At 44.5% G+C, this 17,446-nt stretch carries 6 protein-coding genes; 4 read left to right on the top strand and 2 right to left on the bottom strand.

What is annotated here, in order from left to right; genetic code table 11:
* The 4 genes from DXN04_RS21735 to DXN04_RS21720 all read left to right on the top strand — a co-directional run.
* A partial coding sequence (locus DXN04_RS21735; RefSeq protein WP_147320018.1) for a tandem-95 repeat protein occupies positions 1-5,802 on the top strand: 5,802 nt, incomplete at its 5' end.
* On the top strand, positions 5,799-6,788 hold the full coding sequence (locus tag DXN04_RS21730) for a PorP/SprF family type IX secretion system membrane protein (protein WP_233525658.1): 990 nt from the start codon (positions 5,799-5,801) through the stop codon (positions 6,786-6,788). The genes DXN04_RS21735 and DXN04_RS21730, both read left to right, overlap by 4 nt.
* 7 nt (positions 6,789-6,795) lie before the next feature.
* On the top strand, positions 6,796-8,247 hold the full coding sequence (locus DXN04_RS21725) for an SDR family NAD(P)-dependent oxidoreductase (RefSeq protein WP_116855489.1): 1,452 nt from the start codon (positions 6,796-6,798) through the stop codon (positions 8,245-8,247).
* Between the two features lie 11 nt (positions 8,248-8,258).
* A complete protein-coding gene (locus tag DXN04_RS21720) occupies positions 8,259-9,335 on the top strand; it encodes a leucine-rich repeat domain-containing protein (protein WP_116855488.1) in 1,077 nt (358 codons plus the stop codon).
* Positions 9,336-9,384: 49 nt separating this feature from the next.
* Here DXN04_RS21720 and DXN04_RS21715 read toward each other — a convergent pair whose 3' ends face one another.
* Together DXN04_RS21715 and DXN04_RS21710 are read right to left on the bottom strand one after the other, a co-directional pair.
* A complete protein-coding gene (locus DXN04_RS21715; protein WP_116855487.1) occupies positions 9,385-13,857 on the bottom strand; it encodes a DUF6443 domain-containing protein in 4,473 nt (1,490 codons plus the stop codon).
* Between the two features lie 11 nt (positions 13,858-13,868).
* A complete protein-coding gene (locus tag DXN04_RS21710; protein ID WP_147320017.1) occupies positions 13,869-17,393 on the bottom strand; it encodes an RHS repeat domain-containing protein in 3,525 nt (1,174 codons plus the stop codon).
* Positions 17,394-17,446 lie beyond the last annotated feature (53 nt).

Genomic DNA, 17,446 nt, shown 5'->3' with positions numbered 1-17,446 from the left:
ACACCTAATGGTAACTATAACGGTTTAGATAGCCTGAAATATCAGGTTTGTGACAATGGTACGCCTTCAATGTGCGATACTGGCACCGTTATCTTTACTGTTACCCCTGTAAATGATGCGCCTGTAGCTGTTGACGATGCGGTTACCGTAACCGAGGATACCCCAACCGACTTCACAGTCCTGACGAATGATACAGATGTAGAAGGCGATGCGCTGACGGCAACTGTGATTATTGCTCCTTTAAATGGTGTGGTTACGCAGAATCCTGATGGCAGCTTTAAGTATACACCGAATACTAATTACAACGGCCTTGACAGTATCAAATACCAGGTATGTGATAATGGAACTCCTTCAATGTGTGACACTGGTACGGTGATCTTTACGGTTTCTCCTGTAAATGATGCACCGGTAGCTGTAAATGATGCAGTAACTGTAACCGAGGATACTCCAACCGACTTTACAGTGCTGACTAATGATGCGGATGTAGAAGGCGATGCGCTGACTGCAACTGTGATCACTGGTCCGGTAAATGGTGTAGTTACTCAGAACCCGGATGGCAGCTTTAAGTACACACCGAATACTAATTACAATGGTTTGGATAGCCTGAAATATCAGGTATGTGATAATGGAACGCCTTCAATGTGTGACACTGGTACGGTGATATTTACAGTTTCTCCTGTAAATGATGCACCGGTAGCTGTTAACGATGCGGTTACTGTGATAGAGGATACTCCAACCGACTTCACAGTGCTAACCAATGATACGGATGTAGAAGGCGATGCGCTGACAGCAACCGTGATCGCTGCTCCTGTAAATGGTACAGTTACTCAGAACCCTGATGGTAGCTTTAAGTATAGTCCGAATGCTAATTACAATGGTTTGGATAGCCTGAAATATCAGGTATGTGATAATGGCACGCCAAGCATGTGTGACACCGCTACAGTCATCTTCACAGTCACCCCTGTAAATGATGCACCTGTAGCTGTAAATGATGCGGTAACAGTAACCGAGGACACTCCAACCGACTTTACAGTCCTGACGAATGATACGGATGTAGAAGGTGATGTGCTGACTGCAACTGTGATCACTGCTCCTGTAAATGGTACAGTTACTCAGAACCCGGATGGCAGCTTTAAGTATACCCCGAATGTTGATTACAATGGTTTGGATAGCCTGAAATATCAGGTATGTGATAATGGAACGCCTTCAATGTGTGACACAGGCACGGTGATCTTTACAGTTTCTCCTGTAAATGATGCACCGGTAGCTGTTAACGATGCGGTTACTGTGATAGAGGATACTCCAACCGACTTCACAGTGCTGACCAATGATACGGATGTAGAAGGCGATGCGCTGACAGCAACCGTGATCACTGCTCCTGTAAATGGTACAGTTACTCAGAACCCGGATGGTAGCTTTAAGTATAGTCCGAATGCTAATTACAATGGTTTGGATAGCCTGAAATATCAGGTATGTGATAATGGTACGCCTTCAATGTGCGATACTGGCACCGTTATCTTTACTGTTGCCCCTGTAAATGATGCACCTGTAGCTGTAAATGATGCAGTAACAGTAACCGAGGACACTCCAACCGACTTTACAGTGCTGACCAATGATACGGATGTAGAAGGTGATGCGCTGACGGCAACTGTGATCACTGCTCCTTTAAATGGTGTGGTTACTCAGAATCCTGATGGCAGCTTTAAGTATACACCGAATGGTAATTACAACGGCCTTGATAGTATCAAATACCAGGTATGTGATAATGGAACTCCTTCAATGTGTGACACTGGTACGGTGATCTTTACGGTTTCTCCTGTAAATGATGCACCGGTGGCTGTAAATGATGCAGTAACTGTAACTGAGGATACTCCAACCGACTTTACCGTGCTGACTAATGATACGGATGTAGAAGGTGATGCGCTGACGGCAACTGTAATCACTGTTCCTGTAAATGGTACAGTTACTCAGAACCCTGATGGTAGCTTTAAGTACACTCCGAATGGTAATTACAATGGTCTTGATAGTATCAAATACCAGGTATGTGACAATGGCACGCCAAGCATGTGTGACACCGCTACAGTCATCTTCACAGTCACCCCTGTAAACGACGCACCTGTAGCTGTAAATGATGCAGTAACAGTAACCGAGGACACTCCAACCGACTTTACAGTGCTGACCAATGATACGGATGTAGAAGGAGATGTGCTGACTGCAACTGTGATCATTGCTCCTGTAAATGGTACAGTTACTCAGAATGCTGATGGCAGCTTTAAGTATACACCTAATGCTAATTACAACGGTCTTGATAGTATCAAATACCAGGTGTGTGACAATGGCACACCGAGTATGTGCGACACCGCTACTGTTATCTTTACAGTTACCCCTGTAAATGATGCGCCTGTAGCTGTTGACGATGCGGTTACCGTAACCGAGGATACCCCAACCGACTTCACAGTCCTGACCAATGATACAGATGTAGAAGGCGATGCGCTGACAGCAACCGTAATGACTGCTCCTGTAAATGGTACAGTTACCCAGAATCCTGATGGCAGCTTTAAGTACACCCCGAATGCTAATTACAATGGTTTGGATAGCCTGAAATATCAGGTATGTGATAATGGAACTCCTTCAATGTGTGATACCGGCACTGTTATCTTTACAGTTTCTCCTGTAAATGATGCACCGGTAGCTGTTAACGATGCGGTTACTGTGATAGAGGATACTCCAACCGACTTCACAGTTCTGACTAATGATACGGATGTAGAAGGCGATGCGCTGACGGCAACTGTGATCACTGCTCCTTTAAATGGCACAGTTACTCAGAACCCTGATGGTAGCTTTAAGTATACACCTAATGGTAACTATAACGGTTTAGATAGCCTGAAATATCAGGTATGTGACAATGGAACACCGGGCATGTGCGATACCGCTACTGTTATCTTCACAGTCACTCCTGTAAACGACGCACCTGTAGCTGTAAATGATGCGGTTACTGTAACTGAGGATACTCCAACCGACTTTACAGTGCTGACGAATGATACGGATGTAGAAGGAGATGTGCTGACGGCAACTGTGATCACTGCTCCTGTAAATGGTACAGTTACTCAGAACCCTGATGGTAGCTTTAAATATACACCTAATGCTAATTACAACGGTCTTGATAGTATCAAATACCAGGTGTGTGACAATGGCACACCGAGCATGTGCGACACCGCTACTGTTATCTTTACAGTTACCCCTGTAAATGATGCCCCGGTAGCTGTTGACGATGCAGTCACTGTGATAGAGGATACTCCAACCGACTTTACAGTCCTGACCAATGATATGGATGTAGAAGGAGATGTGCTGACAGCAACTGTGATCACTGCTCCTGTAAATGGTACAGTTACCCAGAATCCTGATGGCAGCTTTAAGTATAGTCCGAATGCTAATTACAATGGTTTGGATAGCCTGAAATATCAGGTATGTGACAATGGCACGCCAAGCATGTGTGACACCGCTACAGTCATCTTCACAGTCACCCCTGTAAACGACGCACCTGTAGCTTTAAATGATGCAGTAACAGTAACCGAGGATACTCCAACTGACTTTACAATCCTGACGAATGATACGGATGTAGAAGGCGATGCGCTGACGGCAACTGTGATCACTGCTCCTGTAAATGGTACAGTTACTCAGAATCCTGATGGTAGCTTTAAGTATACACCGAATGGTAATTACAACGGCCTTGATAGTATCAAATACCAGGTATGTGATAATGGCACACCGAGCATGTGCGACACCGCTACTGTTATCTTTACAGTCACCCCTGTAAACGATGCACCGGTAGCTGTAAATGATGCGGTAACAGTAACCGAGGACACTCCAACCGACTTCACAGTCCTGACCAATGATACGGATGTAGAAGGCAATGCCCTGACAGCTACTGTAATCACTGTCCCTGTAAATGGTACACTTACTCAGAACCCCGATGGCAGCTTTAAGTACACACCGAATACTAATTACAACGGCCTTGATAGTATCAAATACCAGGTATGTGACAACGGCACACCGAACATGTGTGATACAGCTATAGTGATCTTCACCATCACCCCTGTAAACGACGCTCCAACCGGTACCGGCGATACCAAAACCACCGCCGAAGACACCCCTGTCTCCGGCACCGTAACCGGCTCCGACATAGACGGTGACCCATTATCTTTCATCCAGGCCACCAACCCTGCTCACGGCTCCGCCATCGTAAACCCGGACGGTACGTACACCTATACGCCCGCCCCTGACTACTTTGGCCACGACAGCTTCACCATCACCATCAGCGATGGTCAGCTCAGCATCACCGTAACAGTCGACATCACCGTCACTCCTGTCAATGACGCACCAACAGCCAGCACCCAAAACATCACCACCGCCGAAGACACACCATACAATGGCTCCATCTCCGGCTCCGATGTGGATGGCGATGCCCTGACCTACAGCTCAGGCAACAACCCTGGCCATGGCACCCTGGTCGTAAATCCTGGCGGCACTTACACCTACACGCCAGCACCCAACTATATCGGTACAGATGTCTTCACCATCATCATCAATGATGGCACCACTACCACCACCGTTACTGTCAACGTAGCTGTGACCGCTGCCAACGATGCCCCAACCGGCACCGACCAGCACATTACCGTGCCTAAGAACACCACCTATACCGGTAAAGTTACCGGTACCGACATAGACGGCGATGCCCTCACATACAGCAAAGCTTCCGAACCAACTCACGGCACTGCCGTAGTAAACCCGGATGGAACATACACCTACACGCCATCTACCGGCTACGCAGGCAATGACAGCTTCACCATCACCATCAGCGATGGTCAGCTGACAGCGACCGTGACAATCTATATCACCGTTACCCAGGTCGGCTCTCACCCAGGCATCACCCTGGTGAAAACTGCCCAACTGAAAGGTAACCTCATCACATACACGTTCACGACCACAAATACCGGCGATGTCGCATTAAACAATGTCATCCTCGCCGACCCAATGGTCAACCTGAACACCACCATCTCTGCTACATTGCAACCAGGTGAAGTGGCTACACAAACCGCCACTTATACCCTCACGCAGACCGACAGAGAAAATCAATCAGTGACCAACACGGCTACCGTAAGTGCTGCCACCTCTGATCATACCACTGTATCCGACATCTCCGGCACCACCGCCTACAATGATACGCCAACAACTATCACTGTACCTGGCGTACCAAAAGCCATCGATGACGAATACGATATGCGGATGAACGGTCGTATCAATGTCAATATAGTAGACAATGATGACCTGGGTACCTCCACATTACAAACCATCAACATCCTTACCCAGGTAAAACATGGTCAGTTAGCATTCGACCAGTCCGGTAACATCGAATACTTCCCTGACCAGGGCTATATCGGAGACGATACCTTCACCTATACCATCACTGATGCCGATGGATATGTGTCCAACATCGCTACCGTGACCATCCACATAGGGGCTGTCTACGTCGTAGTACCAACCCTGTTCACGCCAAACGGCGATGGTAAGAACGACGTATTCGAAATCGTCGGACTGGACAAATATGTAGAAAATGAACTGATCATTGTAAACCGTTGGGGTAACGAAGTCTACCGCCAGCATAACTATTCCAATACCTGGACCGGCGACGGATTAAGTGAAGGCACCTATTATTATTTATTACGCGTGAAGAAACAAGGCGCAGCAGAATGGGAAGTCTTCAAAGGATTCACAACCATCCTACGCAAATTCAAGAAATGATGAAAAGAGGTTTTATATTGTTGCTATGTATGGCGTTGGGCAAGTCGGTATTCGCCCAACAGGAAGCGCAGTTCAGCCAATATATGTTTAACGGCATCTACATTAACCCGGCGTATGCAGGATATAAAGAAGAATTATACCTGCATGCGTTCTATCGGGCCCAGTGGACCGGAATAGAAGGAGCTCCACGGAGCTTCTCTGTTTCTGCCGATAATATCGCCAACGATGGAAATGTAGGTTGGGGTATCCAGGCCGTCGCCGACAAACTCGGCGCCCAGACCAACCAATCCCTCTACGCCAGTTATGCCTATCGGATCCGTATGAACGAAGATGGTACCTCCCGTCTCGCATTTGGTATCAGCGGCGGTCTGGTAAACCTTGCCGTAAATACCTCTTTGCTCACTACCACCGATCCTGAAGACGATATGCCACAAGGTACTCTTACGACGACAGTTCCCGATGCCAGGGCAGGCATTTTCTACGCGGACGACAGGTTCTACGCAGGCGTATCTGTAGATAACCTGGTAGCACCGCACATCAATAAATCAAAATACGTTTACATTCCTACACCCCGCCCGCACTATTACATTACGGCGGGCGCGATGTTCAAACTGAATGAACAGCTCTCCCTCAAGCCCTCCTTCTTATTGAAAGACGATAGGGGAGGCCCCACCAGTTTAGATGTCAATGCCTTCTTACTGATCTCTGAAAAACTCTGGATCGGTGGCTCTTACAGGACCAGTGTAAGTCTGTACGACAAAGCCTACCTGCAAAAGACGCTTGTCACCAGAGATGCTGCCGTCGCAGCCATTGAAATATTCCCGATGCCTACCCTTCGGATTGGCTATGCTTATGATTTTTCCATAGGCCCACTACAGAGCTACAGCAACGGATCTCATGAGATCTCAATTGGATTTACAATTCCTACAAACCGAGATCACGTAAATTTGCGTAAATTGGGTATCTCATGTCCCAAATTTTTCTAACATAATTATGCCAAATGAATTTTCGCAGGCGGAATGGGATGCCTGTATCAAGGTACCACAGGTATTGTCAAAAGATCCGGATAAGTCGCTGGACACCCTGACATTGAAAGGTCTTGTCACTAAATTATATAAACGCGCCAAAAAAGATATCCGCAAGGAAAATACCCAGGCTATACAGCAACAAATTATTACAAGTACTACATCTACGGATAAATTGCGTAAGTTGTCCCAAAAGCAGGATTGGCTCAAACAATATGATCAGAAAATGATTCTTACGCAAACGGTCATGTTCCGCAAATATGAATTGCCGGAGGGCGCACAAGTAGATAAACCAGATCAGCCCTTGCTGCTGAACCGTTTTCAAAAGTGCTATACCTGTAAAACACCGTATAAGGAAGTGCACTTCTTTTACCACCAGCTGTGCCCAAAGTGCGCGACATTGAACTATGCAAACAGGATCCAGACAGCAGACCTGACTGGCCGCATAGCCCTCATCACAGGAGGCAGAATTAAGATCGGCTATCTAACCGCACTCCGCTTGCTACGTGATGGCGCTACTGTTTGGGTGACTACCCGTTTTCCAAAAGATGCCATTCTCCGCTTTACAAAGGAGCCGGACTTTTCAACATGGAGCCATCGCCTCAAAGTAACAGCGCTGGATCTACGCAACCTTTCCCATATAAATAATTTCATTCAATACTTTCAATCCCGGGAGAAGCACGTAGATATCATTATCAATAATGCCTGCCAGACAGTAAGAAGACCTGCTGCTTTTTACCGGCACCTTTTTGACCGGGAAGAAAGCAGTATAGCATCTCTGCCTATACATGCAAGACAATGCCTGGTAGGGGATACGCCTTTTCAATTTATCACCGGCAGCTGGGAACAGCAATTATTGCCTGCCGATACCAACGCTGCCTTCCCTGAACACAGGTTTGACAAAGACCATCAGCAAATAGATCTTCGGGAAAGTAACAGCTGGACAATGCTATTACATGAAGTGCCGCCTGTAGAAATGCTGGAGACACAACTGGTCAATGTCACCGCGCCATTCTTATTGAATAGTCAGTTGAGAGAGATGATGAAGCGCTCTCCTTTTGAAAGAAAATTCATCATCAACGTATCGGCCATGGAAGGGCAGTTTAACCGGGGTACGAAGACACCTTTCCATCCTCACACCAATATGGCAAAGGCCGCATTGAATATGATGACGAGAACTGCAGCACAGGAATACGCTACTGACGGAATCTTTATGAATAGTGTAGATACGGGCTGGATTACACAGGAAAATCCTTTCCCTAAAAAGGAACGGATCTATGAAGAAAATGCCTTCGTGCCGCCGCTGGATGAAATTGATGGAATGGCAAGAATTTATGATCCTGTCGTGAAAGGCATTACCAATCCTGAACTCCCTTTGTTCGGACATTTCTTAAAAGACTATCTTCCACATGCCTGGTAAAAAACAATATTATGCAAACAACCATTCTTTGTCCCGTAGATCATGTAATCCATCATTTCTCCGGTGATCTCCAACCCATCATTGATTTCCTGGCCGCTAATCAGGCGTTGCCTCCGGCTGATAAAGTTTTCCCTGTAGGTACCATCACTGCTGATGGCCGCCTTGATTTATGCAAACAAAAACTAGGCATTGGAGGAATCATGCGCATCACTGCTGCTTTGCACCATAACCATGTGATTAAGCATGTATTATTGGGTACTAATTCATTTGGTAATCCAGGTGCGATTGCAATAGGAGAGATGCTGAAAACAAATTCAAGTATAGAAACCGTCTATCTCGGTTGTAACTATATTGAAAGCGAAGGCACCAAAGCCATCTGCGAAGCCCTGGAACAAAATACCACTGTAAGAAGCCTTTGGTTCAAACGCAATCCTATTGGGGCAGATAGTATTCCTGCTTTAATAAAGTTGTTACAAAGAAATAAAACCATCCGCACACTTGACCTGGTAAATGTTTGTGTAGGAGAGGCAATGCATGAGTTACTAAATTACCTTGGTCACAATGATACGATCGAAAGACTTTATGTAAGTGGTAACTACCTGACTGCTGAAAGCATGAAATACTTTAATGAGATGCTTATAACAAATAAGCATCTGAAAGGATTGTATCTAAGTGCAAATAATATTGCTAATGAAGGGTTGTATCAATTAATACCTTCGTTATCTAAAAACACCACTTTAAAAGAACTAAGCCTCGCAAGTTGTGGTCTTACAAATGAAGGCGTGCTGCGTTTATGTGAAGTACTAAAAATTCACAACAGCCTGAATATGCTTGATTTGGGATATGCTGCTTCTACCAGGGTACTAGGTGCTAAAGCAAATGAAATCGGAGCTTCTGGTGCTGCCGCTATCATGGAATTGAGCTTTTTACAAAGTCTGGATCTGACAAAGACGAGTTTAAGTCCGGAGACAAAAGACCAGCTATTGGCAAATATAACTGTACCTCATGTAATCCTGGATGGGAGACCAGCAAAAGGGGCGGGTGAAATACATCCGGATAGCCGGGCGATTAAAAGTGTGTATAGATAACTGCTAATTTTTTGAAAATAATAAGGGGACAATCATTTGTCCCCTTATTCTATTTTAATCCCGGTGATATTGTTACATTACTTTTACCAGGGTCGACAGGATGTTTTCCTTTCATGGTCCCAAATAATAGGTATGACTCCGCTGGTGGAGGATTCCATGTTCTGGGATCAAAGTATGGCCTGTGAAAAGTCTCCGTGAAACTATAAGTTCCGGTGCCATAAATTGTTACGCCATAAGGTGTGACAATGATTGCAGGTGATTGCCCTTTCTGATCCCCACTTCCCTCCCTGTATAGGGCGGGATGGAAGTCGGCTCCCTCCTCTCTGGATGGTTCTCCTAACCACATCCTTTGCTCATCAGGATCTGGTTTACGCATGCTTCCCTCTGCCGCGTGACCGTGCACATGTCCAAACATGAAAAGTCCAATTTGCTCTTCTTTGGAGTATTTTTTATCAATCTGGGCCTCGCCATTCACCTCGTCCATTTTATTTGATTCATCAATAGGTAACGGAGTAAATATGATTTCCTTATTCGCATCTACTTTTCCCACAAAGGCGATTTCTTTGTTCTTACTTTCTGAAAATGCTTCAATCGCTTTTAGACTAGCGGCCGACTTTGCACCCATAAATGCCACAGAGATCTCCCTCATACGTCTTCCTACAAAATTTGCCACCTGCTTGTTATAAAAATAAGGCTTGGCCATCGGTTTCGTTGTACTGGGTACATTCAAAAAATGAACCTCATTCGGTAAATCATCATAAATTACTCCCAGGTAGTTCCCCTGCGAACTAAACAGCCAGGTAGTATCGCCCATCGGATCTGCAAACTTCACCGGATTGCACGCCATCGCAGCGTAAGGACTAAACCGCTCATCTGGCCGTGGATCTATCTGCCACCATCTCCCAATCTGAGGATCCATTTTCCTGTAAAACATATCGTACATTTCTAAGCCGCTTCCATCGCTGAACTCTTTATTTTCTAATTGTACACCGTTAAACTTGTATTTATTCTCCTTATAGGTGTTATTCATCATATTAGACGAAATACCAGCCATCGTGAGCCCATAAGGATAATAGTGATTTACTTCCATCAATCCTCCTGCATTGTGAACCACTACAAGGTTATCAAAGTAAACATTTTCAGCACTTTCATTACTGGTATAAATGTACAGGAACCCGGTCTGCTTCACTACAAACTCACTCACTGCCAGTGACTGCAACTGATCCGGACTACCCTGTACCTGCTTAATACCGCTGTTTTCATTCACCAGTTTAAACTGATCATTCACCATCACATAATTTAAATACGCTTTAGGTTTATCTGTCAAATTCTGGGAGGGATCTTTTTGCTTTAGATTATTATATTCAGTAGTCGTCAACAAGGGCGTACCTGATGTGCCAGCAGCCGTTACGCCATGCGCAGCATCCAGTGCGGAGCTACCGGTAAATGCCTGTGCGAGCGCACTCACCATACTCTCTGTAGTTGAACCGGAGGTGTTGGCAGCAGTACTCTTATAAAAAGCTTTCACGCCTAACTGGATCTTATCACCAGCCATTACTCTCAAAACCAGTGAAGGACCAATTTTATTACCATTCACCCCATTCAACTTTGCAACATATGCATTTGGATTAGTGGTAGCATCTGCCGGATATGCAGCGGGCAACGCCGTGCGGGTTGCATCGATGTTACTGAAAAGCGCATTTTCCTTAGCGCTGCCAGCCGTTTCCATCGTCGCCGCATAAACATTGGATTGCGTTGTAGTGCCTAACACCACCCTTGTATTACCCAAATGATCTTTCTCAAAATAATCATAAGTATACGTGGGCCCGGTTGAATCATATGTAAACCTGATCCGGCCTTCCTCGTGGGCAATCTGTTGGAGGGTATCCCCTATAAAAATACTTCCACCCACGTAATCGGTCACTGTTGTCACAGCAGGCGACAGGGTATTATCCACCACTGTCTTTTGCAATTTATTTCCCGCAGCATCATACAAATAGGTGATGCTCCCCTTATTATCAATTACTACCTTTTCAGGCAGATTTAAATGATTAAAGCTAATGCTGCTGATACCCCTGTTTAGATCTGTAATGGTATTCCCGTTATTGTCATAAGTATAATCATTGCCGGTATTAGTTCCATTATTAAAATCTCCCAGTTTTGCGGTTGTAGTATTAACCGCGTCGGTTACGGATTCCAGCTTATTACTACCTGTCTTATAGGTATAAGACAACTGGTCTATAGTACTGCTCGCGGTGCCAATCAATCCCATCTGTTTCATACTTTGAATATTCCCGTTCGCATCATAACTCAGGTTGCTAACAGTAAAATCCATTGAGTTATTTGTCCATGTCTGCCCATCGGTACTCTGGCGGAAATCAGCATTCACAAGGCGATTTATTTTATCATAGCTATAGCCATAAGCACGGGCAATATTATCTGATCCTGCCTTCCATTTTACGCCGGATATATTCCCATTATACAAAGCTGTACTAAAACCATAGTCATAATTAAGTTCCTCACCGAACCAGTTGCTGGTGGCAGTGGAGTTGACATAGGCCTTGTTAATACCCTGTAACCATCCCCGGATGTTATAGGAATAAGTCAGTGTGTCCAACTGTGTAGTGCTGCCGCTTACATCCAATCGCTTGCATTGCAGCTGTCCTTGTTCGTTGTATGTATTGGCCAGTATCACCCTGTCTTTTGTGGCCTCATCATTGATTCGCTTTGTTACACTGCTTAAATGTGCTGCCTGATCGTAAGACAACATAGTCAGGGTCGTGGTTTGAGGTGTAAGTGATGAACGGGGATTGCGCGTTCTCAAATACGTACTCAATACCTTACCGCTAAAGTCGTACAGGGAAGTCAACACATCTTTTCCTCCGGGTTGGTTTTCTGCCACACGCTGAATTTCTCTTCCCTTCCTGTCAAAATAAAAGCTGGTTGTGATCCATTGATTCGTACCTAACACGCGTACTTTTGTACCGGTTACCAGGCCTATTGTGGTATTAAACGGGGTACCCGGCAATGTTTCCGCATATGGATTACTACCTGCCTGTGGTTTTGAAAAATCCGCACTTTCATAGGCAAGCTGGCCTGCATAACCATAATTATCATAATAGGTATAGGACAGCGGATACAAGTCGCTGGCTGAGAGAGCAGGCAATGGATTTGTGGCTGTAATAACTGATGTGCCGTTATTGGATATTAAATCTATCTCTGCCGTAAACTCGGTACCCTCAAATCCTGGTCCTAATGTTATTGAATTACTGGCTTTATAATTACTGCTGCCATCATAACTATTGACAAATAAATCCGCTATCAGCGGAAAGGTATAAGAAATATCCTGACTACTCCCCACGCTGTTCTTCAGGCTATTCTGTAATACCTCCCTGGAGCTGTTACTTTTATAAATAGCCGTCATAGTAGGCCTGTCCTGTCCATCATAAAATGTCGCCAACCATTCCTGTGGTGACTTTGCTCTTTGATTCCCGTCCTGGCTAAATACTAATCTGTCCCGCACATCATAAACTTTATACAAGGGGGCGGCACCCGGCAGCTTTTTCACCACTAAGCGCCTTCGTTCATCATACTGATATTGGTAACACAGTTCATCCATCACCCCACTTGCATCCCATCCCGCTATCATTGCCCGTTCTACAGCCAAAGGCGGCATTACGACAACCGGATTACCAAGATCATCATACACATAGTACGTACAGGCCCATCCACCATGTGCAGTATACGTTGATTGTGTAAGCTGTTTCCGTAATATGACTTGCTGGTCCTTATCCGTGTACTCCACCAGCTGGTTATTCTGCTCATCTATTGATACGGTTTTGTATAAAGTACCTTTTGGATAAATACCTGAATTAACCGGAATCCCGTTTATAAGCTTCCAGATCCTCACGGAGTCAGTAACATCATTGGCATAATATTGCTTTTTGATGGGACGATTTCCTCCTTCTTTAGCCCAGCTATTGCCTGGCGCATATACATTTAGTTCTCTGCTGTAGGGCGAGTTTTCAAAATCAACCTGACTATAGTAAATCGCTTCTCCTGCCATGTCAGGATTCAGTGTAGTATTCTGAAAGAATGCTTTCTGGGCATTAAAAGGATCCGTTTTGAACTTCCCATCGTTTGTATTGGCACTTTGCTGGATATAAGGCATGTACCTGAAATGCTCCCTCCCAAATGAATCATATACATGGGGAGAAACAAGGTCATTGCCTAGTGAACTAATACCCCTGGCCACCGTTTGTAAAGGTCTGCCCAGGCCGTCCATATAATTAGTCAGCATCGTTATTTCTCCTGGAGTCCGGCTGGGGGAGATAACAAAACCGGTATCAGTCCCAGGCGCATTTGCCTGCCATTTCCTGATCAGGTTAATGCTTGTATTGTTATAAGCCGCTGGGACAGGTGCAGCTATAGCCGATGGTCTGGATGTTCCACCAGGTACCTGGGCGGCCGCTGAAAGGGACAGTAACAAACAGCCCAGGCTTAAATTATATCGCAATTTCATAATGACCAGAGTTATTTAGTGATAGATGCCTGGTACTGATAATCGTACACTTCTAAAATCTTTCCGTCCAGGTCTTTGACTACCTTTAAGCGTCCAAAACCATCATACTCATAAAAAGCATAATTGCTCTTTGGATCACTGAGGGCAATCATTCCATACAAGGGTTGATAAGTAAAAGTTTTCATATTCGCATCAGCAGGGTAGAGGCGTAGTTCATCAATCGTTGCATTACCTTGTATAGTAACACCCGTACTACCTGCGGTCAGTGTATGGGTATACAATGTCCATCCATTTCTGACTGGCCCCTGTACCACTGTACTACCACTTACGGTAGCAGCACCATTCTTACTCCAGTAAGAGACGATATAGGATTTCCCACTGATCAAACCGGATTTTGTAATAGCCCCGTTAGACAAGCTATACACCCGTTTCCCTACCATGGCCCCTGCATCTGCGACAGGTGCGCCACTATATGCCCAGTTGCCTTTACCACTTTCTTCAAAACTGCTGAAAGCAACTTCTGAATAGCTGGCATTGGAGACTTCTGCTACCAGGTAATGACCATTATAACCATAGATATAGGCACTCTTCATACCATTGACCATGCTTTGTTCAATCACATTACCTTTATCAGAGTACTGGCTAAAAGAGAGAAAATCTTTGAATAAATTAGCATCCCTGATAAATGAACCTGCATTAAATGCTGCCACCGAAGTAGAAAGTACAGGTGTCGCACTTAAGAATTTAGCAGCACCTCCCTTTCTGATACCTGATGATGTTGAAATATATTGGTTCACCATACCATTTATCAGGTATTTATTGGTACCAATCGTCTTCCATAATTCATTACCTATTTCCATTCCGTACATGTTCTGGGCAACCATAGTAGTAGCCACACTGGTGGTATACTCGTAAGGGAAGTATTTGACAAATTCTATTTTCTCTCCTTTACTATTATATCTGGTAGTCGTTTTTACATTAAATAAATTATCGTACACCAGCCTGGTAGTATCTGTAATGCCGATCCCATTCTGGTATTCGGTCACCACTGTTTTTACCAGGTCTTTTCTGCCGGAAGAAGGCGTAAAAGTCCGGACAAGATAATAGATCGGCTTTTCTGCCTGCCCCCATGAGTTAAAATTAAATGTACTTGTCGCATTAAACTCAAAGACAACAGGTGCAACTGCAATAGACGTAAAATTTAACAAACGCGTAGTATTGTTATAATAAGGATAAGTATAGGTTTGATACTCATTGACAGTGGTTTTTACAGAATCATTATCTTTATTGTAAATAACCTCTTTTAGCAATTCGCCAAAGCCCCAGTCAACAATATCCGGCGGCGTAAACGGATACCCATTATAGCCACTTAATCCGCCTGATGGGTAAGATGCGAAATAACTTTCCTTATAACCATTGCTGACTCCATTGTTCAAATAATTCTCAACTACCCTGCTATAAGTCACCGGACTACCATTGATGGTGGCAAGAGATTGCGTCGGCGAACTGACTCTCACAATTACGTAGGGACCGCTATTCCCGTGATACTTGTAAATCGGATCAGGGAAAAACTCCCCTTCATTATGATTATGGGGCCAAAACTCGTAAAAACCAGTATATGAGTATTCAGGTATAATACCTAAACTCCCAGATGATACCGCACTATTCTTTTTAACATACTCGTAGGTTCTGGCACTTGCCGGCCAGGTATGAATTCCATCATAATCTTTGATGGATTTGATCCTCAATCCACCTATATATAAATTCTTTGTAACAGTTCTGGTCGTATCGGGTGATTTGCTGTGATCCTCCGTCCACCCAATAGAAATGTAATTACTATATACAAGATTTTGCGTGTAAATATAGAAGCTATAAGTGCCGGGCGACATATTTATTTGACTAAAAGCATAGTCTTTATAAGTAAGTGAAAGGTCGTTGACGATGGTTTGTGTACTCAGGATAGCATTGGCACTATTTCTCAGCTGTACCACAATAGCTTTGGTTCCGGAACCGCTTGCAGAACCATCCTGGAATAAATTGACAGTGAAAGCCCCGGTTGTACCTGCATCTCCATTAAATGTAAAGGATTGTGTAAGAGGAGTAGTATTCGTTACATACAATCCACCAATCGAATTACTCTTTGTGGTGATAATATTAACGGTCGTATCACTCAATCGGGGATCTTCTGCTGTATTAGCCTCCATTTCAAAATCGGTATACCCACCGGTTGGATATTTCATCCTGGTAAGTGAACCATATTTTACCCTTTCCGGATCTGTGGAACGGTTACCACCAGGTATGTTAAAGCCATATTTGTCATGGTAAGGGGGTAAAAAATCTCCGGTATTGTTGTTGTAATAACCCCAGTGATCCTGCGCGTCAGTTAGTATGCCCGGCAATGCATTGTAGTATGAAAATTCATATCCTGAAATTTCTCCACCTGCACTGAATGGCAATACTTTTTTTAACGTCAGCTTATTTACTGAATAATCGTGGTAAAGATTATACCCACGGGTATATTGTCCGTCCGTGATATTGATCTGTTTCAATCTGGACATCTGAGAAGTAGACACCTGATCTGTACGAAAGGCGGCATCATAAACAAAATTGACCGTAATGCCACTGGTAAAAGAAATATTCTTTAACCGTACCCCGTTTGTGATCACAGTTGTATAAGATGTTTCCTGGGTTTTACTCGGCGGATTAGCCCCCGAAGGACTATAAGTCATCGTTACGAATTTTCCCGCTGTATACCTGCTCCATTCCTGCTCATAGCTCAGCACAATGCTATCTGTTGCTGAAGGGGCTATTATTTTAGTAAGATACCAGGCAGAGGTATGAATATGATATGTTGCGGCAGAACCATTATCACTGCGCTCTACTGCATCGAAAATGTAAGTTTTCCCCTGTTCATCAACGATGGTGAATTTTACAATTTCGTTTGAAACAATCAGTGGGGTTACTTTAATATTTGATGGTGTTAGTAATAGGAAATCTCCATTTTTGCCGAACATAAACCGGCCGGTATAGCCTGCAAAATTATAGCTGAAGATGTCGTTTTGCCCGTCATATACACTGCTATTTACTTCCCCGAAATAATTAGGATAATATTGGCCGGTATAGAGCAGGTTGCCCTGAACTTCATCCGTTATGGATGGCGAATTCATAAAACCATACGCTGTTATCTCATCCGGAATCCCCCTCCTCGTCCTCGTCACCGCTCCCCCCGCATTCAAATTCCAGCCTGCTCCCACATCCGATGCCATCTCATCCACCTTAATCCCACCAGGATGATAATCCAGCGAAATATTCAGGCTCAGCGTCCCTTCAAAGTTCTTATAACTATAAATCGGTACACTAATTTGCGGCAATCCTGTTGCCATTGTCACCGGTATATCCCCAAACTTGCCTAAGGATGCGGCATTGGGAGAGGGGGGAGTCACCTGCGTCAGGGAAGGCTGATCCGTAACACTTTGTGCTGCCATATGCACACTCACAAACAATAAGAGTGGCATAAATTTTAGAAATTTACGCATAGGTATACTGTAATTTGAACCTGGTATAGAGACGTGGCAATGTGCCACGGCTT

Source organism: Chitinophaga silvisoli (genome assembly GCF_003412465.1).
Taxonomy (GTDB): domain Bacteria; phylum Bacteroidota; class Bacteroidia; order Chitinophagales; family Chitinophagaceae; genus Chitinophaga; species Chitinophaga silvisoli.
The sequence above is the reverse complement of the archived record's forward strand: the minus strand, read 5'-3'. Positions and strand labels throughout refer to the sequence as shown.